Origin of the sequence: Sphingomonas sp. SUN019 (assembly GCF_024758705.1) — a bacterium.
GTDB lineage: Bacteria > Pseudomonadota > Alphaproteobacteria > Sphingomonadales > Sphingomonadaceae > Sphingomonas.
In genome coordinates, this window is the sequence record NZ_CP096971.1 from 1,447,848 (window position 1) to 1,473,889 (window position 26,042).

The following is a 26,042-nucleotide window of genomic DNA, read 5'->3' on the forward strand; positions in this document are numbered from 1 at the left end:
CCTTCAAGTCGAGTATCCGCAAGTGGGCGAAAGCCGTCATCACGTTTTCCTACACGATGCGACCCTGTTAGGTTAGGGCTGGCTGGCTATCGAACGTTCTTTCACTTCGTCGATCCCTTCCGCGCGAGCACGTCGATCGGCGCTCTCGACATTGGCGGGCCTTGGTCGGGCGCGAACAACGCTCCGAGGTCACATACCGTGTGAACTTGTGTGAACTTTGGCACGCCGTACGGCCGATCACGCCGCCCCGCGCCGAAAGCCACCCTTAACCCTATCGCGGCATAACGCGACCGATCATGCCGCCGCTTCCACCCATCACTGGCCAGCGCATGCCGCACGCCGCCGCCTGGCGGTTGGTCGGGGCGATGTACGCGGTCGCACTGGCACTCGGCTGGTGGCTGAGCTTCGGCTATGACGGGACCGACCTCAACCCCGTGGCCGCGGTCGCGACGTTTGCGCTGGCGATCGCGTTTCTGGCGCGCGGGCGCGGCTTTGGACGCATTGCTGCGGGTATCGACGCCAGTGTCGTGATGCTCGCGGGCAGCGTCGCGACGGCGGTGCTTACCGCATTGTTCGCGACCAGCGCCTTGCCGTTGCAGGACGCCGCCCTCGCGCGCGCCGACACTCTGTTGTTCGGCGCCGCCTGGCCCGCACTGCACCGCTGGATGGAGAGCCAGCCCACGCTGTCGTCGTTGCTGCGCGGCGCGTACGGCACGCTGGGGTGGCAGCCCTTCGTGCTGGTCGCGTTGCTTGCCGCCACCGGCCGCACCGAGCGGTTGTCGCGTCTGGTGTTCGGCTGGACCTTCGCGCTGATCGTCTGCGCGGCGATCTTTCCGTTCGTCGCGGCGCTTGGCCCCTACGTGCATTTCGGCTTCACCCCGGCGTCCAGCGACCTGCTGACCGCCGCCGCCCCCGGCTGGCATGCGCCGCAGGTGCTGGCGGGACTGCGCGACGGATCGCTCTCCACGATCGGTGCGGCGAATTTGACCGGTCTGGTCGCCTTTCCCAGCTTTCACACCGCGGGCGCGGTGTTGCTGGGCTGGGCCGCGCTGGCGCTCCCCCGCCCCGTCGCCGCGCCGTTCGTCGTGCTGAACGTAGCGATGGTCGCCAGCACCCCGACCGTCGGCAGCCACTATCTGGTCGATACCGCGGCCGGCCTCTTGCTTGCGGTCGCGGCGATCAAAGTCAGCGACCGGCCATTGGATGTTCCGGCGCGGCCGCGAGCAGAATCGACAGGCCGTAAATCACCATGGCTATGGGCAGGGTGGCAAAGGCGAAGAAAGCACGTGTGATCGTCGGACTACGGACCCACGGGAGCCGAGTGACGCGGATGCAATCGCGCCGGTCGTTGCATTTTCCTACATGGTTCCGATCTGGTAGGACTCGCCGACTGCCGAACGCTCTTTCACTTCGTCGATTACCTTCCACGTGAGCGCGCCGATCGGTGCTCTCAACATTCGCGACGAAAACAGCGCCAGCGTCTCAACATTCTCAACATTCGCGGGTCGTGACGGTCAGATGCACGCAAAGCCCCTCCGCTTTAGGGGAAGGGTTGGAAGCGCGAGAAAACGCGTTCTTGGCCTAACCTTAGCCTAACCTTCCGCCGGAAACACGCCGACGGCGAAGCCGTCGTCGGACGGGTCGGCCGTTCGCCGACCCGTCGGCCCCGCGGGCCTGTTGGGCCGCGCAGCGGCTCAATAGGCCCGCGCCACCGCGAACTCGACCGCTTCGACCATCGCGTCCTTCGCCTTGCCGCCGCCGAACACGCCCAGCGCATCGATCGCGCGCTGGCCGTAGTGGCGCGCGCGGGCCATCGTGTCGTCGACGGCTCGGCTTGCCTGCACCAGCCCAATCGCGTGCGCGAAGTCCTCGTCCGAATCACGCCGCCCCTCGACCGCGTCCTTCCAGAACTTGCGGTCGACCTCCGATCCCCGCGCGTACGCCAGGATCACCGGCAGCGTCATCTTGCCCTCGCGGAAATCGTCGCCCGCGTCCTTGCCCATCGTGCCCGCGTCCGACGTGTAGTCGATCGCGTCGTCGACCAGCTGGAACGCGATCCCCAGATTGCGGCCATAGGCGTCGAGCGCGGCTTCCTCGCTGTCCGGCCGCTCCGCCACCACCGCGGCGATCTTGCACGCCGCCGCGAACAGCGCCGCGGTCTTGGCGTTGATGATGTCGAGATAGCGGTCCTCGCCGGTGTCGATCCGGCGCACCGCGGTCAGCTGGTTCACCTCGCCCTCCGCGATCACCGCGGAGGCGTTCGACAGGATCTTCAGCACCTTGAGACTCCCGTCCTCGACCATCAGCTCAAACGACCGCGAGAACAGGAAATCGCCGACCAGCACGCTCGCCGGATTGCCCCAGATGATGTTGGCGGTGCGCTTTCCGCGGCGCAGGTCGCTGCCGTCGACCACGTCGTCGTGCAGCAAGGTCGCGGTATGGATGAATTCGACCGCGGCGGCCAGCCGGTGGTGGCGCGTCCCCGAATAGCCGAGCAACCGCGCGCTCGCCAGCGTCAGCATCGGGCGCAGCCGCTTCCCTCCGCCCGCGATCAGATGCCCGGCAAGCTCCGGAATCAGCGGGATTTCGGACTGCATCCGGTTCAGGATCGCAGCGTTGACCAGGTTCATGTCGCCCGCGACAAGCTGGATCATCGGCTCGAGCGACGGTGCCCGGTTATTTAGGCGGTGGATGGTGGCGGTCATCTGCGGCTTGCTTTGGCCCCGCCCCTTGTCCAACGCAAGTCCCGCAGCGACCGTGGGAGCCAACCATATGCCGGACGACGTTTTGCGGGGTTACCGGAAGAGCATCGACAATATCGACGCCGCGCTCGTCTGCCTGCTGGCGGAACGGTTCAAGGTGACGCAGGCGGTGGGACGGCACAAGGCGGAGTCGGGCATGCCCGCCGCCGATCCGGGCCGGGAGGACGCGCAGATCGCGCGGCTGCGGCGGCTGGCCGAGGAGGCCGAACTGGACCCGGAGTTCAGCGAGAAATTCCTGCGCTTCATCATTGATGAGGTGATCCGGCACCATGAGCGGTTGCGGGGTTAGATCGCGCTAATCCTCCCCTGCAAGGGGAGGTGGCGGGCCGAAGGCCTGACGGAGGGGTGTAGCGCTATCGAGAGGGTGACACCCCTCCGTCAGCGCTTCGCGCTGCCACCTCCCCGTACCGGGGAGGATTTAGCGTCCCACGAACCGCGCTTCCCGCTTCTCCAGAAAGCTCATCATCCCCTCGCGGAAATCCTGCGTCTGGAACAACGGGAGCAGTTGCAGATACACATGCTGGACGTGCGTCTCGAACGTCTCGTCCATCCCCATTCGCATCATCCGCTTCGCCGCCTGCACCGCCAGCGGCGCATTCGCGGCGATCTCCAACGCCATCGTGCGCGCCGTCTCGGCCACCTGATCAGCAGGCACGACGACGTTGACCAAGCCCTCCGCCACGCAATCAGCCGCAAGCAACGTGCGGCCGGTGAAGATGATCTCCGCCGCCTTCGCCCACCCCAGCATCCGCGGCAGAAACCACGTGCCGCCCGATTCGGGCACGATCCCGCGCTTCACGAACGCCGCGGCCAGCTTCGCCCCATCGGCCATCACGCGAATGTCGCAGCCGAGTGCGAGGTCCATCCCGTAGCCCGCGGCCGACCCGTTCAGCGCACAGATCACCGGCTTGTCGAGCGCGGCCAGCACCGTCGGCGGGGCTTTGCGCAGGTCGATCGTGGCGGGTGACGCCGCGCTGGACGATCCGATCCCCTCACCCTTCGTCGCCTGATTCAGGTCCAGCCCGGCGCAGAACGCACGGCCCGTCCCGGTCAGCACGATCACCCGCACCGCCGGGTCGTCGCCCGCACGCAGCAGCTTTTCCGACAATTCGTCGAGCATCGGCCCCGAAATCGTATTCATCCGCTCCGGCCGGTCGAGCGTCAGCGTCGCGACCTGTTCGGATACCTCGTACCGGATGTCAGCCATGCAATCCTCCCGCCATGCGCGCGACGACCGCTTCATATTCGGCCATCGTCTCGTCGAATATCTGCGCGACCGGCTTCACCGCGTCGATCCGCCCCGCGACTTGTCCGGTCAACGCGATTCCGGCCTCCAGATCACCGCCGAAATACACCGCCTGCGTATCGGCGAACTCGCCGAAGATGCTGGGCGATCCTTCTTTCTCGATCCGGGTCGTGCGTTCGGTCCGCAGCGCGCGGAGCGCCGGACCGGGGCCGCTGCGGTTGAGGAACACGGTGTCGGTCGCATCGGCATCGATGATCGCCTGCTTCCAGTTATCGTGCACCGGACATTCGGCCGAGGACAGGATGCGCGTGCCCATCAGCACGCCCTCCGCGCCCAGCGCGAACGCCGCCGCCATCGACGCGCCGTCCATGATCCCGCCCGCCGCGACAACCGGCACGTCGACCGCGGCGACGACCTGCGGCACCAGCACCATCGTCGACACGTCCTTCGGGTTCTTGAACCCCCCGCCCTCGCCGCCCTCGACGATCAGGCCGTCCACCCCCGCCTCGACCGCGCGCAAGGCTCCTGCGAGGTTGGGGACGACGTGGAAAACAGTCAGCCCCGCATCCTTCAGCATGCGGGTATATTTCATCGGATCGCCGGCCGAGGTGGTGACGAACTTCACGCCCTGATCGATCACGAACTGGACGATCGCAGGGTCGCGCACGAAGGCCTGGGCGACGTTCACGCCGAACGGTTTGTCAGTGAGGGTCCGCATCTTGACGATCTCTTCGCGCACCGCGTCGAGTTCGCCCGAGGACGTTTCGATGATCCCCATCCCGCCCGCGTTCGACACCGCGGACGACAATCGCGACCGCGCGATCCAGCCCATCGCGGCCTGGATGATCGGCTTTTCGATCCCCAGCATATCGGTGATGCGCGTGCGTAGCGCCATCCAGCCTCTCCCCGTTTGGTTGACGCGGGAGTGGCATGGCGGGGGGATGAAGGGAAGCCGATTCAGTCGATCGACTTACCCGATTCTCCCCGGCACGGGGAGGGGGACCAGCGAAGCTGGTGGAGGGGGCGGGCCGCAAGGGTTCCGCTCGCGGAAAGCCCCCTCCGTCGCGCCTTCGGCGCGCCACCTCCCCGTACCGGGGAGGATCGGCTTACTTCGGCGTAGCGGGCGGGGTCGGGCTCGGGCTCGGCGCAGGCTGTTGTGTCGCAGCGGCAGGCGCAGGCGCATTCGCACCCGTATTCGCTGCCGCCCGAGCGTCCTGGCCGTCGCCTTCCGGCGCAGCGACGATGTCGCGGGTCGTCTGGCCCTTGTCGACGACGTTGGTGTCGGGATCGCCCGCCTGGCTGCGGATGCCGGCGTCGGCCGAATCGCCGCCCGCCGCCTGGACCGTCGCCGCCTCTGCAGCATTACGCGGCGCGCCGCCGAACAGCGCCTCCAGCGTCTGGCCCTGCGTGTTGGTCTGCTGCGTCCGCGCCGCGCCGGGCGTCGGCGGGACCAGCGCGAAATCGGGCGGGATGATCAGCGAGGGCTGCCGCGCGACCGCGAATTCGTCGGGACGCGCACGGTCGAAACCGCTCTTGCCACAACCGGCCAGCGTCACGAGCGCGGCGATTCCGGCCCCGGCAATCACGAACTTACGCATTGAATTTCTCCACAGGCTCATTTGCCGACGCCTTGCCCGGCTTCTCGCGGATCAGCAATGCGCGGACCAGCAGGATGAGCACGCCTATCGTAATCGCCGCGTCGGCGACATTGAAGACCAAAAACGGCCGCCATTCCCCGATGTGCAGATCGGCGAAGTCGACGACATAGCCGAACCGCACCCGGTCGACGATATTCCCCAGCGCCCCGCCCAGCACGCAGCCGAGCGCGACCTGATCCGCGCGGTTCGATTCGCGCCACATCCACACGCACACGCCGATCGCGATCGCCCCGGTCATTGCGACCAAGGCCCAGCGCGCGATGTCGCTCTCGGCGCGCAGCAGGCCCAGCGAGACGCCGATGTTCTGCACGAAGCGCAGGTCGAAGAACGACGTGATCTCGCGGTACGCGCCGAGATAGTCGATCCCGAGCGGCCCGGTGACGATCCATTTCGTCAGCTGATCGGCGATGAACAAACCGACCGCGACGGTGAGGCCGACCGTTGGAATAGCGCGCTTCATGGGACCACGCTCTCACAGCGCGCGCAGAGGGCGCCGTCTTCGGTCACTTCGGGCAGGTGCCGCCAGCAGCGGCCACATTTCGAAAATCGAGTCGTCGTCACGCTTATCGATGCTTTAGTGCGCGGATCAGCGTGGAAATCGCCGGAGCTCACGTTCGCATCCATCCGAATGCTGGACAGGATCGCGATTTCTGCGAAGTCTACCGATTGAAGTAATTCCACCTGATCATGTCCATCTACGTCCATGAAAACGTCGGCTTCAAGACTTGAGCGAACAAGTTTGTCACGCCGCAATGGCTCGATGGCTTCAGTTACCGCGGATCGATACTCTCGAACGCGATCCCATTTTGTCGCCAGCGCCTGATCCGCGCTCCCGACCTGATCCGGCCACGTCAGGAAATGCACCGACTGGTCGTCGCTCGGATACCGCGCCTGCCAGACCTCTTCCGCAGTAAAGCACAACACCGGCGCGGCGTAGCGGACCAACGCGTGGAACAGCGTGTCGAGGACGGTCCGGTACGCGCGGCGCTTCGCGTCTGTTGGCGCGTCGCAATAAAGCGAATCCTTGCGGATATCGAAGAAGAACGCCGACAGATCCTCGTTCGCGAAATCGGTAAGCAGCCGGTTGTAGCGGTTGAACTCATACTTCTCCGCCGCGTCGCGCAGGTCGCGGTCGAGCGCGTGGAGCAGGTGCAGGACGTACCGCTCCAGCTCGGGCATCTCCGCGATGGCCACGCGCTCGGCCTCCGAAAACCCGTCGAGCGCGCCGAGCAGATAGCGGAACGTGTTGCGCAATTTGCGATACGCGTCGGACGCGGTGCTCAGCACCTCCTTGCCGATCCGCACATCCTCGAAATAATCGGTCGAGGCGACCCACATGCGCAGGATGTCCGCGCCGCTCTCGCCGATGATCTTCAGCGGATCGACGACGTTGCCGAGCGACTTGGACATCTTCCGCCCCTTGTCGTCCAGCGCGAAGCCGTGCGTCAGCACCGCATCATACGGAGCGCGCCCGCGGGTGCCGGCGGATTCGAGCAACGACGACTGGAACCAGCCGCGATGCTGGTCGGACCCTTCGACATAGAGGTCCGCACGGACGCCCTCGCCGTAACGCTGTTCGATCACGAAGGCGTGGGTGGAGCCGCTGTCGAACCACACGTCGAGAATGTCGTTCTGCGGTTCGTAGTCGGCGAGGTCGTATTTGTCGCCCAGTAGCGCCTGATGGTCCGCGGTGAACCACGCATCCGCCCCGCCCGCCTGGAAGGCCGCGACGATCCGGTCGTTGACCGCGCTGTCGTTGAGATACTGGCCGGTCGCGCGGTGGACGTAGAGCGCAATCGGCACCCCCCATGCGCGCTGGCGGCTAATGACCCAGTCCGGGCGGCCCTCCACCATCGATCGGATGCGGTTTTCCGCGCGCGCGGGCACCCAAGTCGTCCGCTCGATCGCGTCGAGCGCGATTTCGCGGAGGGTGGCGGCGTTGCCCTGGGCGTGGCCTAGCGTAAGCCCCTCCCCTTCAGGGGAGGGGTTGGGGTGGGGTCTCTCCACGGGCGCGTCGGTCTCGGTGAGACTGAGACACCCCACCCCCGGCCCCTCCCCTGAAGGGGAGGGGGGAGCAGGAGCGTCCATCGGAATGAACCACTGCGGCGTAGCGCGAAAGATCACCTTCGCCTTCGACCGCCACGAATGCGGATAGCTGTGTTTGAAATCGTCACTCGCCGCGAGCAACGCCCCCGCCGCGCGCAAATTTGAACAGATCGGCCCGTCGCTGGCGACGAACTTCTTGTTGATGACCGACCCCTGCCCGCCGAGCCACGCCCAGTCGCCGCGAAACATCCCCGCCCCATCGACCGCGAACACCGGATCGATCCCGTACGCCTTGCACAACAGGAAATCATCCTCGCCGTGGTCGGGCGCCATGTGAACGAGGCCCGTGCCCGCATCGGTTGTGACGAAATCGCCGGGCAGGAACGGGCGGGGTTTCGCGAAGAACCCGCCGAAGTGATGCATCGGGTGACGCGCGGTTGCTCCGGCGAGGTCGGAACCCTTGCCACGCCACGATTCCGTGCTGCTGGTAAAGCCCAGGCGGTTAGCCACGGAAGGCAAAAGCGCCTCCGCGATCAATAGCCGTTTGTTGATGACGTTGGCACCGTTCTCGAACGAAGCGTCTGTCAGTTCGAGACCCCAACTCGCCTCGACAACGACGTACTCAACCTCCGGCCCATAGCTCAGCGCCTGGTTCACCGGGATCGTCCACGGCGTGGTCGTCCAGATCACCGCGTGCGCGCCGACCAGTTCGGGCGCATTCGGCGCATCCACAATCTCGAACGCGACGTCAATCTGGGTCGACACCACGTCCTCATATTCGACCTCGGCCTCGGCCAGCGCGGTTTTTTCCACGGGCGACCACATCACCGGCTTCGCGCCGCGATACAGCTGCCCGCTCTCCGCAAACTTCAGCAATTCGCCGACGATCGTCGCCTCGGCGTCGTATTTCATCGTCAGATACGGGTCGGCCCAGTCGCCCATCACGCCCAGCCGCTCGAACTCGGCGCGCTGCACCGCGACCCATTTTTCGGCATAAGCGCGGCATTCGGCGCGGAATTGCGCGACGGGGACGTCGTCCTTGTTCAGCTTCTTCGCGCGATACGCTTCCTCGACCTTCCATTCGATCGGCAGGCCGTGGCAGTCCCAGCCGGGGACGTAGGGCGCGTCATATCCCATCAGCGTGCGCGACCGGACGATGATGTCCTTCAGCACCTTGTTCATCGCATGGCCCATGTGGATGTCGCCATTGGCGTAGGGCGGGCCGTCGTGGAGGATGTAGCGCCGCTTGCCCGCGCGCTGTTCGCGCAGGCGATCGTACACGCCGATGTTCGCCCAGCGATCGAGGATCGCGGGTTCCTTGGCGGCAAGGCCGGCCTTCATCGGGAAGTCGGTCTTCGGCAGGAAGACGGTGTCGCGGTAATCGCGCTTCTGTTCGGTGCTGTCGGTCATGGGTGCGCGGGCATTAGCGCGGGAATGCGCGGGCGTCACTATGGCGCGCCCGAAGTCAGATCCCCTCCGCTACCACCTGATACCCCTTGTCCCCCAGCGCCGCGGTTAGCGCCGCGACGCACGCATCCGCCAATCCCGCATCGGGCGAGCGCACGACGAAATTCGCCCCCGTCCGCCCCTCGCGGAAGAACGGATAGCTGCCGATCGCCACCCCGGCATGCGCCTTCTCCACCGCGCCCAACAGATCCGCGACCTCGCTCTCTGCGACCCAACAGCCGATCGTCCGCGACACCACCGGGCGGCCGCCCTCTAGCGTGCCGGTCAGCGCGTCGAGCATCCCGGCGGTGATGTGAGGCACGCCCGCCATGACGAAGATGTTGCCGATGCGGATGCCCGGCGCGCCCGACATGCGGTTCTCGATCAGGTCCGCGCCCTCCGGCACGCGCGCCATCCGCAGCCGCGCCTCGGTCGCGCCGCCGCGGGTCGCGTAATATCGCTCCAGCACCGCGACCGCTTTCGGGTGATGTTCAACGCCGACGCCCAGCGCGGCGGCGATCGCATCGACCGTGATGTCGTCGTGCGTCGGGCCGATTCCGCCGGTGGTGAAGAGGTAGTCGTTCCGCGCGCGCAGGGCATTCACCGCCTCGACGATCGCGTCCTGCATGTCGGGCACCACACGCACCTCGGCCAGCCGGATGCCCTGCACGTTCAGCCACAAGGCGATCTGCGACACGTTCTTGTCCTGCGTGCGGCCCGACAGGATTTCATCGCCGATCACGATCAGCGCGGCGGTCCAGATGCGTTCGTGCTGCATAGGTTCCGCATAGCCTCGCAAAATCCGCCCCGCTACGTTATATCCACCTCCATGACCGATTACGTAACCGTCACCAGCGACGCGCCCATGGGGCGGACCGGCGCCATCAAGCTCCACGGCCGCGATGCGTTCGACGGCATGATGAAGGCGGGGCAGCTCGCCGCCGCGACGCTCGACATGATCGTCCCGCACATGATCCCCGGCGTGACGACCGCCGAGATCGACCGGATGATCTTCGATTTCGTAAAAGCGAACGGCGGCATCCCCGCGACGCTCGGCTATCGCGGCTACACGCATTCGACCTGCATCTCGATCAACCACGTCGTGTGCCACGGCATCCCGAGCGACAAGCCGCTTCGGTCGGGCGATATCGTCAACGTCGACGTAACGCCGATCCTGGACGGCTGGCACGGCGATTCGTCGCGGATGTACCTGATCGGCGACGTGCCGTTGAAGGCGAAGCGGCTGGTCGAAGTAACCTACGAATGCCTGATGCTCGGCATCGAGCAGGCGCGGCCCGGCAACCACATGGGCGACGTGGCGAACGCGATCCAGCGCCATGCCGAGGCTCACCGGTTCGGCGTGGTGCGCGATTTCTGCGGGCATGGCCTGGGACGCCTGTTCCATGACGCGCCGGAAGTCGTCCATGTCGGCCGTCCCGGCACCGGACCGGAGTTGAAGCCCGGCATGATTTTCACGATCGAACCGATGATCAACATCGGGCGGCCCGACGTGAAGCTGCTCGACGACGGCTGGACGGCGGTGACGCGCGACCGGTCGCTATCGGCGCAGTTCGAACATTCGATCGGCATCACCGAAGACGGCTGCGAGATATTCACCGCGTCGCCCGGCGGGTTCGACAAGCCGCCTTATTAATCGGAGCGGCTTACCCCCTTCCCTTCCACCGCGCTCTGCGTCACGATTGCCCCGCGCATCCGGCAAGCGGGGCGGGGAGAGGGTTATGCGGATCGGTTCGGCGCTGCTGGCGGCGCTTCTCGCGGGGTGCAGCGTCAACTTCGTCGGCGACGATGCGCAAAAGGCGGGAAAGACCGGCGTGGCGAAGGTCGACGGCGCGCTGCTGACCACCGGCGGCGACGGCAGCGACTGGGCGATGACCGGGTATAATTACCAGGAACAACGCTTCTCCCCGCTGACCAAGGTCAACGCCGGGAACGTCAACCAGCTTGGCGTCGCCTGGTACGCCGACATGCCCGATGCGCGCGGGCAGGAGGCGACGCCGGTCGTGATCGACGGCAAGTTGTTCGTCACCGGCCCGTGGTCGAAGGTGTTCGCGTTCGACGCCGCGTCGGGTAAGAAGCTGTGGGAATACGACCCCGGCGTGTCGAAGGACAAGGGGGCGCAGGCGTGCTGCGACGTCGTCAACCGCGGCGTCGCGGCGTGGAAGGGGCGGCTGTATGCCGGGACGATCGACGGCCGCCTGATCGCGCTGAACGCGGACAGCGGCAAGCCCGACTGGTCGGTGCAGACCACCGATAATGCCAAGCCCTACACGATCACCGGCGCCCCGCGCGTGGTGAAGGACATGGTCATCATCGGCAACGGCGGCGCGGAATTCGGCGTGCGCGGCTACGTCACCGCGTATGACGCGGCGACGGGCAAGAAGAAATGGCGCTTCTACACCGTCCCCAACCCGACCGGCGCGAAGGACGGCGAAGCGTCCGACGCGGCGATGGCGAAGGTTTCGCCGACCTGGTCGAAGAACGGCCAGTGGAAGCAGTCGGGCGGCGGCGGGACCGTATGGGATTCGATCGTCTATGACGCCGAACTCGACCAATTGTACCTCGGCGTCGGCAACGGGAGCCCATGGAATCACGGGCTGCGCAGCGAGGGTCAGGGCGACAATCTGTTCCTGTCCTCGGTCGTCGCGCTGAAGCCGGAAACCGGAGCATATGTCTGGCATTATCAGGAGACGCCGGGCGAAACGTGGGATTTCACCGCGACGCAGCCGATCAATCTGGCGACGCTGACGATCGACGGGAAGCCGCGCAAAGTGCTGATGCAGGCGCCGAAAAACGGCTTTTTCTACGTCGTCGACCGGACCAACGGAAAGCTGATCAACGCGGGGAAGTTCATCGACGTCGTGAACTGGGCCAGCGGCTACGATATTTCCAGCGGCCGCCCGATCGAACATCCCGAGGCGCGCTTCTACAAGACCGGCAAGCCGTTCGTGGCGATCCCCAGCGCGATCGCCGCGCACAACTGGCAGCCGATGAGCTTCAACCCGAAGACCGGGCTGGCGTACATCCCCGCGCAACAGGTCGGCGCCGGATACCTCAACCCCTCCTCCGCGCTCGATGCCGCCAAGCCGATCGGGTTCAACGTCGGGCAGGATCTGGGCAACGCGATGTATCCGCGCGACGCCGCGACCGTGAAGGCCGCGACCGCAGGCGCGACGGGATCGCTGGTGGCGTGGGATCCGGTCGCCAATAAACCGCGCTGGGTGGTGAAGCATCCGGTCGCGTGGAACGGCGGGACGATGACCACCGCGGGCAATCTGGTGTTTCAGGGCACCGCGCTGGGCGAGTTCCGCGCTTATGCCGCCGACACCGGGAAGCAGTTGTTCAGCTATCCAGTCGGGACCGGCGTGATGGCGGGCGCGGCGACGTATCTGGTGAACGGCGAGCAATATATCGCGATCCTCGCCGGGCGTGGCGGCGCGCTGCCGCTGTCGATCGGCTATGCGATCGGCGCAGCGCGCGACGTGCCGAACGTGCCGCGGCTGATCGTCTTCAAGCTGGCCGCGAAGGGCAAATTGCCCGCGACCACCCCGCAGGATTCATCCCCGGTCGCCCTACCCGCCTCGACCGGCACGTCTGCGCAGATCGGTGAAGGGCAATTGCTGTTCGGCCGCTATTGTCAGGTCTGCCACGGCGCGAGCGCGGGCGGCGGCGGCGTGCTGCCGAACCTGCAGCGCTCGGCGACGCTGGGGGACGCGGATGCGTGGAAATCAATCCTGATCGACGGCGCGCTGGCGAAGAACGGCATGGTCAGCTTCGCCAAGGTGATGACGCCCGAACAGGCGCAACTGGTGCGGCTGTACGTGATCGACGAGGCGAACTGGGCGCAGCAGAATCTGGGCGGCGGGCAAAGGGCACCGCGATGAAGCGTAGCGCCGCAGCGCGTCCAAAAACGCCTCGGGCGTCACTCCTGCCTGCCTCACGATGCCGCCAAGCGTGCCACGCTTCACCTCGCGGTGCAGTGGCACACGCAGCCAGCGCCACCGTGACGCAGCACAACTTGGCTGCCGCGCTGCCGCACTTTTACAAAGCCTAGCCGTTCCAGCGCCCGTACGATTTCCGAGCCCGACAGAACCGGATAGTCATGCATCTATGCCGATCGAGAAACCGGTCACCACGGGTGGCCCGACGATCTCGATCAGAAGTTTCTCCAGATACAGCACCACTGCTTCGAGCAGGTTAGCAACCGCCTCTTCGATCGTTTCTCCTTCGCTGACACAGCCGGTTTGGGGTTTAGTGCGGTGAACCCCCTTCTACCGCCGGATTGAGTCCGCTGTGACCTGCATAGAAATCACCCTTCTAGTCTAAAGCATATGCTTGCTCGGCCAGCGCTCTTCTGAGCCAACCCGAGGAAAGAGGATGTCCCGCCCAAGCGAACCGCGGTGCTCCCTCTCGCCGGGTGCGCGACGCTCCATATTGGCGCCGTGTCAGGCTTCTGCACCAACGTAGCGCGACCATTCTTCCTGATACCGTTTCGTAATCATGGCTTGGTCGGCAGCTGGCGCTTGTTCGCTCAGTTCGACGAACCAAGTACCTTCCTCCTGGTACATATGGTGCGCGACCGCGCCGCGGATATGTTCGAGCTTGTCGAGGAAATCCTGGCTCATCGGGTCGAGTTTCTCGAGCATCGCCATCTGCATCTTGACCATGACCTGCTCGTTATAGCCCAGCTCGGCATGACCCTTCTCACCGGCCTCGCCGAGCCCCGGATAGATCACCGCTTCCTCGGCGATGGCGTGACCGGTCAGGATCACGCCCAGTCGCTTCAGCGCCGCAGTCCGCGCGCTCGCGTCTCCGGCGGCCTTGGTCGCCGCGAACGCATCTTCGAGCAGCACATGATGATCCAGGATCATCGCGAACCATCCACCGGGGGTAGCCGTCGCCTGCGCCTTGGCACGCGCCTCGGCGCGGTCTGCGTCGCTTTCCGGCGGAGTCACGGCGGCGATCATCTGGTCGAGCATGGACATCGGGCTGGCCTATCTGCTTTTTTGGAAAGGATTTTCTCGAACTCGCTCAACCTGCGGGAGCGGGCATTTGTTCCTGGGCTGTTTCGCTGATCTGGATCAGTGCCGTAACGGGCGGAGGCGGCATGTCGGCGCAGCATCTGCGATGTGCCCCACAAACCGGCACACTCAATCCCGCTGCCCAATCGTTAGGCAGTCGTTGACCCGCTCACACGGACGAGTCCCGCACTTGCCCTCGCGCGCGCCGACTGGCACGTTCAGTGCAAGCTCGACGCACGGGCGAGGGTCATACCGGGGTGGACACACACGCGTGAAGAAGATCGAAGCGATCATCAAGCCGTTCAAGCTGGACGAGGTGAAGGAGGCGCTGCACGAGGTCGGCGTCTCCGGAATCACCGTGACCGAGGCGAAGGGCTTCGGCCGTCAGAAGGGGCATACCGAGCTCTATCGCGGGGCCGAATATGTCGTCGATTTCCTCCCCAAGGTGAAACTGGAAGTGGTCGTCGAGGACGGCCTGGTCGACCGCGTGGTCGAGGCGATCGCCGCAGCCGCGCAGACCGGCCGCATCGGCGACGGCAAGATCTTCGTCATGCCCGTCGAAACCGCGCTGCGCATCCGCACCGGCGAGCGCAACGAAGACGCGATCTGATTTTACGCCCTTCACTCAATACATACAGCTAGGGAACTAAATAACATGGCGAATACGGCCGCATCCGTCCTGAAGAAGATCAAGGACGAGGAGATCGAGTGGATCGACCTGCGCTTCACCGATCCCAAGGGCAAGTGGCAGCATCTGACGATGGTCGCCGGGCTGATGGGCGAGGACGAATTCACCGACGGACTGATGTTCGACGGTTCCTCGATCGAGGGCTGGAAGGCGATCAACGAATCCGACATGGTGCTGAAGCCCGATCTGGACGCGGTCTACACCGATCCGTTTTCGGCGACCCCGATGCTGATCGTGATCTGCGACATCGTCGAACCCTCGACCGGCGAACTCTACGCGCGCGATCCGCGGTCGACCGCGAAGCGCGCCGAGGCCTATCTGAAGACCACCGGCGTCGGCGACACGGTGTATGTCGGGCCGGAAGCCGAATTCTTCATGTTCGACGACGTCCGGTTCGAAAACAGCTATTCGACCAGTTACTACAAGATCGACGACATCGAGCTGCCGGGCAATTCGGGCCGCGAATATGAGGGTGGAAACCTCGCCCACCGCCCGCGTGCGAAGGGTGGTTACTTCCCGGTCGCCCCGGTCGACAGCGCGGTCGACATCCGCGGCGAGATGGTCTCGACCATGATCGAGATGGGCCTTCCGTGCGACAAGCATCACCATGAGGTCGCCGCCGCGCAGCATGAGTTGGGCCTGACCTTCGGCACGCTGACCACCACCGCCGACCGGATGCAGATCTACAAATACGTCGTGCATCAGGTCGCGCACGCCTACGGCAAGACCGCGACGTTCATGCCGAAGCCGATCAAGGAGGACAACGGTTCGGGGATGCACACGCATTTCTCGATCTGGAACGGCAAGACGCCATTGTTCGCGGGCAACGGTTACGCGGGCCTGTCCGACATGTGCCTGTATTTCATCGGCGGCATTATCAAGCACGCGAAGGCGGTCAACGCCTTCACCAACCCGTCGACCAACAGCTACAAGCGGCTCGTCCCCGGTTACGAAGCGCCGGTGCTGCTCGCCTATTCGGCGCGCAACCGTTCCGCCTCGTGCCGCATCCCCTACGGCACCGGCCCGAAGGCGAAGCGCGTCGAGGTGCGTTTCCCCGATGCGCTGGCGAATCCGTATCTCGCCTACGCCGCGCTGATGATGGCGGGGATGGATGGCATCCTCAACAAGCTCCACCCCGGCGAAGCGATGGACAAGAATTTGTACGACCTGCCCCCCGCCGAACTGGCCGAAGTGCCGACCGTATCGGGTTCGCTGCGTGAGGCGTTGGACTGCCTGGAGGCGGATCACGACTTCCTGTTGAAGGGTGACGTGTTCTCCTCCGACCAGATCGCGGCCTATGTCGAGATCAAGCGGGCGGAGGTCGCTCGGTGGGAGATGACGCCTAGCCCGGTTGAGTATGATATGTACTACAGCGGCTGAGGCGCGGCCACGCCCGCGCCACTGCCGCCGACGAAGTCCGGCGGCACAGCCGCTGTCGGCCGGCGGGGCTAAAGCCCCGACCGACGCGGCTTTGCCGCGGCGTTGACCAGAACAAGCGGGCGTCGGGACCACCGGCGCCCGTTTTACTTTTCCCGTTCCCGCGCTAGCCTCCCCCAATGCGCCTCCTCTCCCTCGCCGCCCTCATTCTCGCCACCCCCGCCGTCGCGAAACTCACCCCACCCGAATCCCGCATGCAGTCGACCGTCACCGCCGAAGCCCCCCGCCACGAAGCCCTCCTCGAGAAACTCGTCACCCAGAACAGCGGTTCGCTGAACATCGCGGGCGTCACGAAGGTCGGCGACATGATGCGCGCCGAGCTCGAACCGCTCGGCTTCACGGTCGAATGGATCGACATGAAGGCGACCGGCCGCGCGGGGCATATCGTCGCGACGCATGAAGGGAACGGGCGCGGCAAACGCGTGCTGCTGATCGGCCACCTCGACACCGTGTTCGAGCCCGACAGCCCGTTCACCGGCTTCAAGCGCGAGGGCACGCGCGCCATCGGCCCCGGCGTGGGGGACGACAAGGGCGGGCTAGTGGTGATCGTCGCCACCCTGCGCGCCATGCAAGCGGCTGGGACGCTCAAGGCCGCCGACATCAAGGTCATGCTGACCGGCGACGAGGAGAAGACCGGCACGCCGCAGGATGTGGCGCGGCGCGATCTGGTCGCGGCGGGCAAATGGGCCGACGTCGCGCTGGAATATGAGAATGTCGCGACCGAAGGCGGCAAGGATTTCGGCACGACCGCACGGCGCAGTTCCAACAGCTGGGAGATCGTCGCGAGCGGCAAGACCGGCCATTCGAGCGGCATCTTCGGCGAGACGCTTGGTTACGGCGCAATCTACGAACTCGCCCGCATCATCGACGATTTCCGCCGCGAGTTGCCCGAGCCGAATCTGACCTACAATGTCGGGGTGATCGCGGGCGGCACACCGGCGGCGCTGGACGAGGCGGGCGTCAATGCGACTGTGACCGGCAAGACCAACATCGTCGCGGCGCGGGCGGTGGCGCGCGGCGACCTGCGCGGGCTTACACCGGAGCAGGATGCGGGCGCGAAGGCGAAGATGGCGGCGATCGTCGCGAAGCATCTGCCCAGCACCGATGCCAGACTCGCGTTCTTCGACGGTTATCCCTCGATGCCGCCGACCGCCGCGAACCGCGCGTTGCTCGCCAAGCTGAACGTCGCGAACCGCGATCTCGGGCTGCCTGAAATGAGCGAATACGATCCGGCGAAGCGCGGGGCTGCGGATTCCAGCTTCGTCGCGGCCGACGCCGATACGATGGGCGGGATGGGGGCGAGCGGCGGGGGTGCGCATGCGGAGGGCGAGTGGGTCGACCTGACCAGCCTGCCGCGGCAGGCGTTGCGCAGCGCGGTGCTGATCAGCCGCCTGTCCAAGGAACTGCGCCCGCGCTGACGCGTCTCTCGGGGGCATTCCAGCCCGGAGAGAAATAATGCCGATCAAGGCGATCGCAATCAATTGCACGCTCAAGGCCAAGGGCGAATCATCGACCGACGCGATGATCGCCGTGCTGGAAAAGGCCTTCGCCAAGGTCGGCGTCGAGGTCACCGAAACGATCCGCATTGCCGAACACGATGTAAAGCCCGGCGTCACCAGCGACGAAGGCGACGGCGACGCGTGGCCCGCGATCCGCAAGAAAATCCTCGCCCACGACATATTGATCTTCGGCGGCCCGATCTGGATGGGGCAACTCGGCAGCATCGGCAAACGCGTGCTGGAACGGATGGACGCGTTCCTCGACGAAACCGACGACGAAGGCCGGATGCCGAGCTACGGCAAGGTCGCGGTCGCCGCGATCGTCGGCAACGAGGACGGCGCGCACTGGTCCTCGGCGCAGATATTTCAGTCACTTAACGACACGGGTTGGACGATCCCGCCGGTCGCCGCGTGTTACTGGGTCGGTGAGGCGATGGGGTCGGTCGATTTCAAGGATTTGGAGAAGACGCCAGAGAAAGTGACGAAGACCGCGAGCATGGTCGCGACGAACGCGGCGCATCTGGCGAAATTGCTCAAGGCGGAGCCGTTGCCGGGCGCGGGGTGAGGTTTGGCGATCACAAGCGGAAATGGTCTTGGAGGGGGATGGTAACGACACGCAAAATTGCGGAAGGTTAGGCTAAGGTTAGTCCTAGAACGCATTGCGCACTCGCATCGAGCGCGATTACGGCTTGCGACGATCCAGCGATGAGAAACAGCGAGCGACCTTTAGCAGATCGGCATCGTGTAGGAAAACGTGATCACGGCTTCCGCCCTTGGTAACAATGTTCCGGGCGCATGTTTGCTTCAGCAGCGCGTACCTTCGTGAACTTCCCCGGCCCCGACTGCTCGCGTATCTTGAATGTCCGCCATTACCTTTCGAGTCGCCATGCCGCCGAGGGTCCGGACCATATGATGAGCAATGCAGGACTTCCCCAACTCTATCACCCGTTCCTGACCGATGCGGGTCTTGAGACGGACATATTGTTCAACAGGGGCATCGACCTGCCGCATTTCGCGTCGGTGGTGTTGCTCAGGACCGAGGATGGTCGGCGGGCGCTGGAGGATTATTTTACCGGATTCCTGAAGCTGGCCGAGCGGATGCTTATCGGGGTGATCCTCGAAAGTGCGACCTGGCGGGCCAGCCCCGATTGGGCCGGGCCGCTTGGCCTTACCGACCCTGAACTCGACCGGCTAAATCATGAAGCCGTGCAGATGCTCGTCCGGCTGCGCGATACCTGGCGCTCGGCGGTGCCGCACATCGTGGTGAGCGGCTGCATCGGACCGCGCGGTGACGGATACGATCCTGGCCGGATCATGCGTGTCGACGAGGCTGAGCTTTATCATCGGCATCAGGCAGGCGTACTGGTCGCCGCGGGTGCGAATATGCTGTCAGGTATCACGATGACCAACGTGCCCGAAGCGATCGGTCTTACCCGCGCGGCACAGGAATTGGGATCGCCGGTCGCGATCAGTTTCACGGTCGAAACCGATGGCGCGCTGCCCACCGGCGACAGGTTGGCCGATGCGGTGAAGGCCGTCGATGACGCGACTGCGGCCTATCCCGCTTATTACATGATCAATTGCGCGCATCCGACGCATTTCGCATCGGTGCTGGAGCCCGACATGGCATGGACGGCCCGCATCCGCGGCGTGCGCGCCAATGCGTCGCGGTGCAGCCATGCCGAACTCGATGCGATGACCGAACTCGATATCGGCGACCCCGCGGAACTGGCGGCGCAATATGGCGACCTCTGCCGCCGCGTTCCGACGATCACGATATTGGGCGGCTGCTGTGGGACCGACCTGCGCCACGTCACCGCGATCGCCGAAGCCTGCCTTGGCCCCGCCGTGACAAATGAGTGAAGCGATCAGGCGTTAGTCCAGATTGGGCCGCAACCACCGCGTCGCCTGCGCCACATCCACGCCGCGCCGCGTGGCATAGTCCGCCACCTGATCCTCGCCGATGCGCGCGACACCGAAATATTCGGCCTGCGGATGTCCGAAGTAGAAGCCGCTGACCGCCGCGGTCGGGAGCATCGCGAAGCTTTCGGTCAGCGTCGCGCCGGTGGCGTGGTGCGCGTCGAGCATTTCGAACAACTGGGTCTTTAAACTGTGCTCGGGACACGCGGGATAGCCCGGCGCGGGGCGGATGCCGCGATATTGCTCGCGGATCAGCGCTTCGTTGGTCAGTTGTTCGTCGGGGGCATAGCCCCATAGTTCCTGCCGGACGTGCTGGTGCAGGCGTTCGGCGAAGGCCTCGGCCAGGCGGTCGGCCAGCGCCTTCAGCAGGATGTCGCTGTAATCGTCGATTCCCGCCTTGAACCGCGCCAGATGCGGTTCGATGCCGTGGATCGACACTGCGAATCCGCCGATCCAGTCGCCCTTCGGGTCGACGAAATCGGCGAGACACATGTTCGCGCGGCCTTCGCGCTTGGCGATCTGCTGGCGCAGGAACGGCAGGCGGATGACGTCGGTGCCCTCGACCAGATTGAGGTGATCGAGCCCGCGCAGTTCCTCCGCGTTGAAGTCGCCCTGCAGGTCGACGATCACGTCGTCGTCGTGCCGCGCGCAACTCCACAGCCCCGCGACGCCGCGGGCGGTCAGCCATTTCTCGGCGACGATCCGGTCGAGCATCGCGGTCGCGTCGGCGAACAGCGACGTCGCGCTTTCGCCGACGACCGCATCGTCGAGGATCGCGGGATAATTGCCGGCCAGTTCCCACGCGCGGAAGAACGGGGTCCAGTCGATCAGCTCGCGCAGGTCGCTGAGATCCCAGTCGCGGAAGACGTGCACGCCGGGCTTCAACGGCGCGGGCGGCTTCAGCGCCATGTCGGCGACGAACGGGTTCGCGCGCGCCTTGGCCAGCGGTAGCAGGTCGTTCTGGCCCTTGTTCGCACGCGCGACGCGGACCTTTTCGTAATCGTCGGCGATCCCCGCGACATAGGCGTCGCGCCCGGTGTCGCTGACCAATGTCGTCGCCACGCCGACCGCGCGGCTCGCGTCGAGCACATGCACGATCGGCCCGTCATAAGCGGGCGAAATGCGCAGCGCGGTATGCACCTTCGACGTCGTTGCGCCGCCGATCAGCAGCGGCATCGTCATGCCCGCGCGCTTCATCTCTTCCGCGACCGTCACCATCTCGTCCAGCGACGGCGTGATGAGTCCCGACAGCCCGATCATGTCGGCGTCATTCTCGTTCGCCGCCTCCAGTATCTTCGACCACGGCACCATCACGCCCAGGTCGACCACGTCGAAGCCGTTGCACTGCAGGACGACGCCGACGATGTTCTTGCCGATATCGTGGACGTCGCCCTTCACGGTCGCCATCACGATCTTGCCCTTGCCCTTCGCGCCCGGCTCTTTCGACGCCTCGATGAAGGGCAGCAGGTGCGCGACCGCCTTCTTCATCACGCGCGCGGATTTGACGACCTGCGGCAGGAACATCTTGCCGCTGCCGAACAGGTCGCCGACGACGTTCATCCCGTCCATCAGCGGGCCTTCGATCACCTCGATCGGGCGCGCGTAGAGCAGACGGCATTCCTCGGTATCCTCGACGACGTGCGCATCGATGCCCTTGACCAGCGCATATTCCAGCCGTTTGCCGACATCCAGGCTGCGCCATTCGGCCGCAGCCTTCTCCGCCACCGCATCGGTCCCGCGATACTCTTCGGCGAGCGCGACCAGCCGGTCGCCCGCCTCGGGATCACGGTTGAGCACCACGTCCTCGCACGCGATGCGCAATTCGGGGTCGATCGTATCGTACACGTCAAGCTGGCCCGCGTTGACGATCGCCATGTCCAGCCCCGCGGGGATCGCGTGGTACAGGAACACGCTGTGCATGGCTTTCCGCACCGGTTCGTTGCCGCGGAAGCTGAAGCTGAGGTTCGAGAGGCCGCCGGAAATATGGACGTGCGGCAATCGCGCCTTGATGTCCTTGCACGCCTCGATGAAATCGACCGCGTAATTGTTATGCTCCTCGATCCCCGTCGCGACCGCGAAGATGTTGGGATCGAAGATGATGTCCTCGGGCGGGAAGCCGATGCCGGTCAGCAGGTCATAGGCGCGCGCGCAGATTTCGACTTTCCGTTCGCGGGTGTCCGCCTGCCCCACCTCGTCGAACGCCATCACAACGACCGCCGCGCCATAGGCCATGCACAGCCGCGCGTGGTGGAGGAAGGCGTCCTCCCCCTCCTTCATGCTGATCGAATTGACGATCGGCTTGCCGCTGACGCATTTCAGCCCCGCCTCGATCACGCTCCACTTAGAACTGTCGATCATGAACGGCACGCGCGCGATGTCGGGTTCGGCGGCGATCAGCTTCAGGAACGTAACCATCGCCTCTTCGGAATCGAGCAGGCCTTCGTCCATGTTGACGTCGACGACCTGCGCGCCGTTCTCCACCTGCTGCCGCGCGACCTCGACCGCGCGGGTGTAGTCGCCCGCCATGATGAGCTTCTTGAACGCGGCCGAGCCGGTGACGTTGGTGCGTTCACCGATGTTGACGAAACTGGTGGAGGATTGGGTCATTGGCACTTTCTTCTCCCTCTCCCCTTCTGGGGAGAGGGTCGGGGAGAGGGGCAGTCCGTATCGCTGGTGACAGGCCCCTCTCCCGCCTTCGCTTCGCTCGGCACCCTCTCCCCGGAGGGGGAGAGGGAGAAGGATCACGCCGCCATCGTGAACGGTTCCAGCCCGGCCAACCGCGTGCGCACCGCGGGCGTCACCACCTGCCGTGGCGCCACGCCCTTCACCCGCGCCGCCATCGCCGCGATATGCGCGGGCGTTGACCCGCAGCAGCCGCCGAGCACGTTGACCTGATGCGCATCGGCCCATTCGCCGACCAGCCCCGCGGTCGTATCCGGCATCTCGTCATATTCACCTAGCTCGTTGGGCAGACCGGCATTGGGATAGATCATGATGAGCGTGTCGCAGATATCGCTCAGCACCTTCACGTGCGGACGGAGCTGTTCCGCGCCGAACGAACAGTTCAGCCCGATCGTCACCGGCTTCGCGTGCCGCACCGCATGCCAGAACGCCTCCACCGTGTGGCCAGACAAATTGCGCCCCGACAGATCGGTCAGCGTCATCGACAGCATGATCGGCAGGTCGCGGCCCAGGTCGTTCGCCGCCTCGATCGCGGCCATCACGCCCGCCTTCGCGTTCAGCGTGTCGAACACCGTCTCGATCAGGATGAAGTCCACCCCGCCCGCGACCAACGCGTCAGTCTGCTGGCGGTACACGTCCTTCAAATAGTCGAACGTGATCTCGCGAAAACCCGGATCGTTGACGTCGGGTGACAGCGACAACGTCTTGTTGGTCGGCCCGATCGCCCCTGCGACGAAGCGCGGACGGCCGTCCTTCGCCGCATATTCATCCGCCAAGCGTCGGGCGATCTGCGCGGAGGCGATGTTGATGTCCGCGACCAGGGCTTCCGCCCCGTAATCGGCCTGGCTGATGACGTTGGCGCTGAACGTGTTGGTCGACACGATGTCCGACCCCGCCTCCAGATACGCGCGCGTGATCGCCTCGGGCACCTCGGGCCTGGTCAGCGCTAGGATGTCGTTGTTACCCTTCTGATCGTGGCTGAGGCCCAGATCGCCGGCATAGTCGGCCTCGGCCAGCTTCCAGTTCTGAATCTCGGTCCCGAACGCGCCATCGGTGATCAGGATGCGCTTCGTGGCTTCGGCGTTCAGTCGTTCGCGTGCTGTCATCTGATGATCCTCAAGCAGCTTCAGCCTGTGCCGCAGCCTTCGCCCGAACGCCGAGCATGTGGCAGATCGCGAAGCTCAGTTCGGCGCGGTTGAGGGTGTAGAAGTGGAAGGTCTTCACGCCGCCGGCGTACAGTTTCCGGCACAGTTCGGCGGCCAGCGTCGCGGCGACCAGTTGGCGCGCCTCGGCATGATCCTCGAGTCCGGCGAACAGCCGCTCCATCCAGTCGGGCACGGCGGTGCCGCACATCGCGCTCATCCGTTTCACCGCGGCGAAGTTCGTCACGGGCATGATCCCCGGCACGATTTCGGCGTCGATCCCCGCGGCCGCGACCTGATCGCGGTAGCGGAAGAACGTGTCGGGCTGATGGAAGAATTGCGTGATCGCGCGGCTCGCGCCTGCATCCAGTTTACGCTTCAGATTGTCGAGATCGGCCGCGGCATTGGCCGAATCGGGATGGCATTCGGGATAGGCCGAGACCGAAATCTCGAACGGATGCAGCCGCTTCAGCCCCGCGACCAGTGCCGCGGCGTTTTCATAGCCGCCGGGGTGCGCCTGATAGCGCGCGCCCGCGACCGGCGGATCGCCGCGCAGCGCGACGATGTGCCGCACGCCCGCGGCCCAATATTCCTGCGCGACTTGATCGATTTCTTCGCGCGTCGCCTCGACACAGGTCAGATGCGCGGCGGCGGGGATATCGGTTTCGCGGGCGATCCGCGCCACCGTCGCGTGGGTGCGCTCGCGGGTCGATCCGCCCGCGCCGTACGTGACCGACACGAAGCGCGGCCCGAGCGGGCTGAGCGTCGCGACCGAATCCCACAGCGTCGCCTCCATCTTCTCGGTCTTGGGCGGAAAGAATTCGAAGCTGACCGCGATGTCGCCCGCCACGTCGGCGTAGAGCGGCGCGTCGAGCGCGCGGCGCGCCTCTTCGAGCTGATTGATCGAGAAGCTCATGCCGCCTTCACCTCATGCAGGGCCGCGCCGATTTTCCGGCCGAGCCACAATTTCACGGTCAGTTCGCCGCCCTCCAGCGTCTCGGTGCGCGCGCACGTCAGCCCGGCGGCGGCGAACCAGCCCTCGATCTGCGCGTCCGAGAACCCCAGCCGCGCGTGCGCATCGCGCGTGCGGAGTTCCTCGCGGTCGTGGGCTGCGAAATCGGCGATCAACAGTCGCCCGCCGGGCCGCAGGACGCGCGCCGCCTCGACGATCGCCGCGCCGGGTTGCTGCGCGAAATGCAGCACGTGGTGGATGATCGCCACGTCGGCATCACCGTCCGCCATCGGCAGCGCATACAGATCGGCCTGCCGCAACTCGGCATTGTCGAGCCCGCGCTCGCCGATTTTCGCACGCGCCAGACGCAGCATTTCGGACGAGCGATCGATCCCTAGCGCGGTCTGCGCGTGCGGCGCGAACAATTCGATCATGCGGCCGGTGCCGGTGCCGATGTCGATCAGCCGGCCGAGCGGCGCGCTCCCGAGCACATCGCTCATCGCCGCCTCGACCTCGCTTTCGGCGATGTGGAGCGAGCGGATCGCGTCCCATTCGGTGGCCTTCGCCTCGAACCACTGCGCCGCCGACGCCGCGCGATCGGCGCGCACCGCGGCCAGCCGCGCCGCGTCCGTCCCTGCTTCGCGATCGGGCGCGGCCACATCCCAGCGATCGAGCGCATCGGCGACGGGCGCGACCAGCGCCTCCGCGCCCAGCGCCACGAACACCCAGCTGCCTTCCTTGCGGCGTTCGGCAAGTCCCGCGTCGCACAGGATCTTCACATGCCGCGACACGCGCGGCTGGCTCTGCCCCAGCACCTGCGCGAGTTCGCCGACCGACAGCTCCATCGAGCGCAGCAAGCGCAGGATCCGGAGCCGCGAGGAATCGGCGAGTGCACGAAAGATGTCGAGGGCGACGGTCATCGAAGCAACATATAAAGATATCTTTATATGAGGTCAATGTGGTGTGTTTGATCGGCTCACGCCGATAGTCGGTGCCAGCCCGCACCCCCACCCGACCACCCACACGGTATCCTGATGGGTGGTCGGGTGGGGGTGCGGGCTGGCACCGACTCACGCCCGAGAGGGCGTCAAACCACACGTTGCGGACCCAAATCGACCCGGCTAGCGTTGATGCGCGCCGGACCTAATCGTCCGCGTGGTATCGACAGGGAGAGTATCGATGAAGTTTTTCGTGACCGCCGGCCTTGCGCTGGTTGCTGCTGCAGGCCTTTCGGCGTGCAGCCAGAAGGCCCAGAACGAGAGCGCCGAGGCCGCGAATGCGGTTGGTTCGGATGTCAGCGCGACGACCAGCGAAGCGGCGCGTGACGTCGAAGCCGCCAGCGACCGTGCGCTCGGTTCGGCCGAAGCGACGCTGGACAACGCTGGCGACAAGATCGAACGCGGTGCGGATCGCACCGGTGCGGCGATCGCCAACGGCACCGATCGCGCAGCCGACGCCACCGGCGAAGCGCTGAAAGATACGGGCGAAAAGCTGAAGGACTAAGCCTTGTCGCTTGTCCGACCTG

23 protein-coding genes are annotated in these 26,042 nt (G+C 65.5%); 10 read left to right on the forward strand and 13 right to left on the reverse strand.

Annotated elements, in window-relative coordinates; genetic code table 11:
• The first annotated feature begins 296 nt into the window (after nucleotides 1-296).
• Nucleotides 297-1,292, forward strand: coding sequence for a phosphatase PAP2 family protein (locus M0208_RS07045; protein ID WP_258891011.1), 996 nt, complete (start codon nucleotides 297-299; stop codon nucleotides 1,290-1,292).
• A 402-nt stretch (nucleotides 1,293-1,694) separates the two neighbouring features.
• Here the strand turns inward: M0208_RS07045 and M0208_RS07050 are convergent, their stop codons facing one another.
• Nucleotides 1,695-2,705, reverse strand: a complete 1,011-nt coding sequence (locus M0208_RS07050) for a polyprenyl synthetase family protein (RefSeq protein ID WP_258891012.1) — start codon at nucleotides 2,703-2,705, stop codon at nucleotides 1,695-1,697.
• A gap of 67 nt (nucleotides 2,706-2,772) precedes the next feature.
• Here M0208_RS07050 and M0208_RS07055 point away from each other — a divergent pair, with 67 nt between their 5' ends.
• Entirely contained in the window at nucleotides 2,773-3,051 is a 279-nt protein-coding gene (locus M0208_RS07055; protein ID WP_258891013.1) for a chorismate mutase, read from the forward strand.
• Nucleotides 3,052-3,180: 129 nt separating this feature from the next.
• Here M0208_RS07055 and M0208_RS07060 read toward each other — a convergent pair whose 3' ends face one another.
• The 6 genes from M0208_RS07060 to M0208_RS07085 all read right to left on the reverse strand — a co-directional run bounded on the left by M0208_RS07060 (nucleotide 3,181) and on the right by M0208_RS07085 (nucleotide 9,936).
• On the reverse strand, nucleotides 3,181-3,969 hold the full coding sequence (locus M0208_RS07060; protein WP_258891014.1) for an enoyl-CoA hydratase/isomerase family protein: 789 nt from the start codon (nucleotides 3,967-3,969) through the stop codon (nucleotides 3,181-3,183).
• Nucleotides 3,962-4,903, reverse strand: a complete 942-nt coding sequence (locus M0208_RS07065) for a nitronate monooxygenase family protein (protein WP_258891015.1) — start codon at nucleotides 4,901-4,903, stop codon at nucleotides 3,962-3,964. The genes M0208_RS07060 and M0208_RS07065 overlap by 8 nt, the downstream gene beginning before the upstream one ends.
• A 211-nt stretch (nucleotides 4,904-5,114) precedes the next feature.
• Complete coding sequence (locus M0208_RS07070) at nucleotides 5,115-5,606, reverse strand: DUF3035 domain-containing protein (protein ID WP_309546987.1); 492 nt, start codon at nucleotides 5,604-5,606, stop codon at nucleotides 5,115-5,117.
• On the reverse strand, nucleotides 5,599-6,126 hold the full coding sequence (gene lspA, locus M0208_RS07075; RefSeq protein WP_258891016.1) for a signal peptidase II: 528 nt from the start codon (nucleotides 6,124-6,126) through the stop codon (nucleotides 5,599-5,601). The genes M0208_RS07070 and lspA overlap by 8 nt, the downstream gene beginning before the upstream one ends.
• Nucleotides 6,123-9,122, reverse strand: a complete 3,000-nt coding sequence (gene ileS / locus M0208_RS07080) for an isoleucine--tRNA ligase (RefSeq protein ID WP_258891017.1) — start codon at nucleotides 9,120-9,122, stop codon at nucleotides 6,123-6,125. The genes lspA and ileS overlap by 4 nt, the downstream gene beginning before the upstream one ends.
• A gap of 55 nt (nucleotides 9,123-9,177) precedes the next feature.
• Nucleotides 9,178-9,936 carry a molybdopterin-binding protein gene (locus M0208_RS07085; protein ID WP_258891018.1) on the reverse strand — a complete coding sequence of 253 codons (759 nt, stop codon included), beginning with the start codon at nucleotides 9,934-9,936 and terminating at the stop codon, nucleotides 9,178-9,180.
• A 51-nt stretch (nucleotides 9,937-9,987) separates the two neighbouring features.
• Here M0208_RS07085 and map point away from each other — a divergent pair, with 51 nt between their 5' ends.
• Nucleotides 9,988-10,812, forward strand: a complete 825-nt coding sequence (map, locus tag M0208_RS07090; RefSeq protein ID WP_258891019.1) for a type I methionyl aminopeptidase — start codon at nucleotides 9,988-9,990, stop codon at nucleotides 10,810-10,812.
• A gap of 85 nt (nucleotides 10,813-10,897) precedes the next feature.
• On the forward strand, nucleotides 10,898-13,060 hold the full coding sequence (locus M0208_RS07095) for a PQQ-dependent dehydrogenase, methanol/ethanol family (RefSeq protein WP_258891020.1): 2,163 nt from the start codon (nucleotides 10,898-10,900) through the stop codon (nucleotides 13,058-13,060).
• An 80-nt stretch (nucleotides 13,061-13,140) separates the two neighbouring features.
• Here the strand turns inward: M0208_RS07095 and M0208_RS18555 are convergent, their stop codons facing one another.
• Nucleotides 13,141-13,284 carry a type II toxin-antitoxin system HicA family toxin gene (locus M0208_RS18555; protein ID WP_408988083.1) on the reverse strand — a complete coding sequence of 48 codons (144 nt, stop codon included), beginning with the start codon at nucleotides 13,282-13,284 and terminating at the stop codon, nucleotides 13,141-13,143.
• A 337-nt stretch (nucleotides 13,285-13,621) separates the two neighbouring features.
• Entirely contained in the window at nucleotides 13,622-14,143 is a 522-nt protein-coding gene (locus M0208_RS07100; RefSeq protein ID WP_258891021.1) for a hemerythrin domain-containing protein, read from the reverse strand.
• Nucleotides 14,144-14,468: 325 nt separating this feature from the next.
• On the opposite strand from M0208_RS07100, the gene M0208_RS07105 reads away from it, so the two are divergent.
• The 5 genes from M0208_RS07105 (at nucleotide 14,469) to M0208_RS07125 (ending at nucleotide 19,684) form a co-directional block, all read left to right on the forward strand.
• Complete coding sequence (locus M0208_RS07105; protein ID WP_258891022.1) at nucleotides 14,469-14,807, forward strand: P-II family nitrogen regulator; 339 nt, start codon at nucleotides 14,469-14,471, stop codon at nucleotides 14,805-14,807.
• A gap of 45 nt (nucleotides 14,808-14,852) precedes the next feature.
• Nucleotides 14,853-16,265, forward strand: a complete 1,413-nt coding sequence (gene glnA / locus M0208_RS07110) for a type I glutamate--ammonia ligase (RefSeq protein ID WP_258891023.1) — start codon at nucleotides 14,853-14,855, stop codon at nucleotides 16,263-16,265.
• 176 nt (nucleotides 16,266-16,441) lie between these two features.
• Entirely contained in the window at nucleotides 16,442-17,740 is a 1,299-nt protein-coding gene (locus tag M0208_RS07115) for a M20/M25/M40 family metallo-hydrolase (protein WP_258891024.1), read from the forward strand.
• 37 nt (nucleotides 17,741-17,777) lie between these two features.
• Nucleotides 17,778-18,386 carry a flavodoxin family protein gene (locus tag M0208_RS07120; protein ID WP_258891025.1) on the forward strand — a complete coding sequence of 203 codons (609 nt, stop codon included), beginning with the start codon at nucleotides 17,778-17,780 and terminating at the stop codon, nucleotides 18,384-18,386.
• 347 nt (nucleotides 18,387-18,733) lie between these two features.
• A complete protein-coding gene (locus tag M0208_RS07125) occupies nucleotides 18,734-19,684 on the forward strand; it encodes a homocysteine S-methyltransferase family protein (protein WP_258891026.1) in 951 nt (316 codons plus the stop codon).
• A gap of 12 nt (nucleotides 19,685-19,696) precedes the next feature.
• Here M0208_RS07125 and metH read toward each other — a convergent pair whose 3' ends face one another.
• From metH to M0208_RS07145, 4 genes are all read right to left on the reverse strand, one after another.
• Nucleotides 19,697-22,348 (reverse strand): methionine synthase, encoded by a 2,652-nt coding sequence (gene metH, locus M0208_RS07130; RefSeq protein WP_258893185.1) that lies wholly within the window; start codon nucleotides 22,346-22,348, stop codon nucleotides 19,697-19,699.
• A gap of 134 nt (nucleotides 22,349-22,482) precedes the next feature.
• Nucleotides 22,483-23,529 carry a homocysteine S-methyltransferase family protein gene (locus M0208_RS07135; protein ID WP_258891027.1) on the reverse strand — a complete coding sequence of 349 codons (1,047 nt, stop codon included), beginning with the start codon at nucleotides 23,527-23,529 and terminating at the stop codon, nucleotides 22,483-22,485.
• 10 nt (nucleotides 23,530-23,539) lie between these two features.
• Nucleotides 23,540-24,481 carry a methylenetetrahydrofolate reductase [NAD(P)H] gene (metF, locus tag M0208_RS07140; protein ID WP_258891028.1) on the reverse strand — a complete coding sequence of 314 codons (942 nt, stop codon included), beginning with the start codon at nucleotides 24,479-24,481 and terminating at the stop codon, nucleotides 23,540-23,542.
• Nucleotides 24,478-25,437: a metalloregulator ArsR/SmtB family transcription factor gene (locus M0208_RS07145; protein ID WP_258891029.1), complete on the reverse strand. Its 960-nt coding sequence runs from the start codon at nucleotides 25,435-25,437 to the stop codon at nucleotides 24,478-24,480. The genes metF and M0208_RS07145 overlap by 4 nt, the downstream gene beginning before the upstream one ends.
• A gap of 259 nt (nucleotides 25,438-25,696) precedes the next feature.
• On the opposite strand from M0208_RS07145, the gene M0208_RS07150 reads away from it, so the two are divergent.
• On the forward strand, nucleotides 25,697-26,020 hold the full coding sequence (locus tag M0208_RS07150) for a hypothetical protein (RefSeq protein ID WP_258891030.1): 324 nt from the start codon (nucleotides 25,697-25,699) through the stop codon (nucleotides 26,018-26,020).
• The last annotated feature ends 22 nt before the right edge of the window (nucleotides 26,021-26,042 follow it).

Coding starts and splice junctions, on each gene's coding strand:
- M0208_RS07045 (WP_258891011.1), top strand. CDS start 297: ATGCCGCCGCTTCCACCCATCACTGGCCAGCGCATGCCGCACGCCGCC.
- M0208_RS07050 (WP_258891012.1), bottom strand. CDS start 2,705: ATGACCGCCACCATCCACCGCCTAAATAACCGGGCACCGTCGCTCGAG.
- M0208_RS07055 (WP_258891013.1), top strand. CDS start 2,773: ATGCCGGACGACGTTTTGCGGGGTTACCGGAAGAGCATCGACAATATC.
- M0208_RS07060 (WP_258891014.1), bottom strand. CDS start 3,969: ATGGCTGACATCCGGTACGAGGTATCCGAACAGGTCGCGACGCTGACG.
- M0208_RS07065 (WP_258891015.1), bottom strand. CDS start 4,903: ATGGCGCTACGCACGCGCATCACCGATATGCTGGGGATCGAAAAGCCG.
- M0208_RS07070 (WP_309546987.1), bottom strand. CDS start 5,606: ATGCGTAAGTTCGTGATTGCCGGGGCCGGAATCGCCGCGCTCGTGACG.
- lspA (WP_258891016.1), bottom strand. CDS start 6,126: ATGAAGCGCGCTATTCCAACGGTCGGCCTCACCGTCGCGGTCGGTTTG.
- ileS (WP_258891017.1), bottom strand. CDS start 9,122: ATGACCGACAGCACCGAACAGAAGCGCGATTACCGCGACACCGTCTTC.
- M0208_RS07085 (WP_258891018.1), bottom strand. CDS start 9,936: ATGCAGCACGAACGCATCTGGACCGCCGCGCTGATCGTGATCGGCGAT.
- map (WP_258891019.1), top strand. CDS start 9,988: ATGACCGATTACGTAACCGTCACCAGCGACGCGCCCATGGGGCGGACC.
- M0208_RS07095 (WP_258891020.1), top strand. CDS start 10,898: ATGCGGATCGGTTCGGCGCTGCTGGCGGCGCTTCTCGCGGGGTGCAGC.
- M0208_RS18555 (WP_408988083.1), bottom strand. CDS start 13,284: ATGCATGACTATCCGGTTCTGTCGGGCTCGGAAATCGTACGGGCGCTG.
- M0208_RS07100 (WP_258891021.1), bottom strand. CDS start 14,143: ATGATCGCCGCCGTGACTCCGCCGGAAAGCGACGCAGACCGCGCCGAG.
- glnA (WP_258891023.1), top strand. CDS start 14,853: ATGGCGAATACGGCCGCATCCGTCCTGAAGAAGATCAAGGACGAGGAG.
- M0208_RS07115 (WP_258891024.1), top strand. CDS start 16,442: ATGCGCCTCCTCTCCCTCGCCGCCCTCATTCTCGCCACCCCCGCCGTC.
- M0208_RS07120 (WP_258891025.1), top strand. CDS start 17,778: ATGCCGATCAAGGCGATCGCAATCAATTGCACGCTCAAGGCCAAGGGC.
- M0208_RS07125 (WP_258891026.1), top strand. CDS start 18,734: ATGAGCAATGCAGGACTTCCCCAACTCTATCACCCGTTCCTGACCGAT.
- metH (WP_258893185.1), bottom strand. CDS start 22,348: ATGACCCAATCCTCCACCAGTTTCGTCAACATCGGTGAACGCACCAAC.
- M0208_RS07135 (WP_258891027.1), bottom strand. CDS start 23,529: ATGACAGCACGCGAACGACTGAACGCCGAAGCCACGAAGCGCATCCTG.
- metF (WP_258891028.1), bottom strand. CDS start 24,481: ATGAGCTTCTCGATCAATCAGCTCGAAGAGGCGCGCCGCGCGCTCGAC.
- M0208_RS07145 (WP_258891029.1), bottom strand. CDS start 25,437: ATGACCGTCGCCCTCGACATCTTTCGTGCACTCGCCGATTCCTCGCGG.
- M0208_RS07150 (WP_258891030.1), top strand. CDS start 25,697: ATGAAGTTTTTCGTGACCGCCGGCCTTGCGCTGGTTGCTGCTGCAGGC.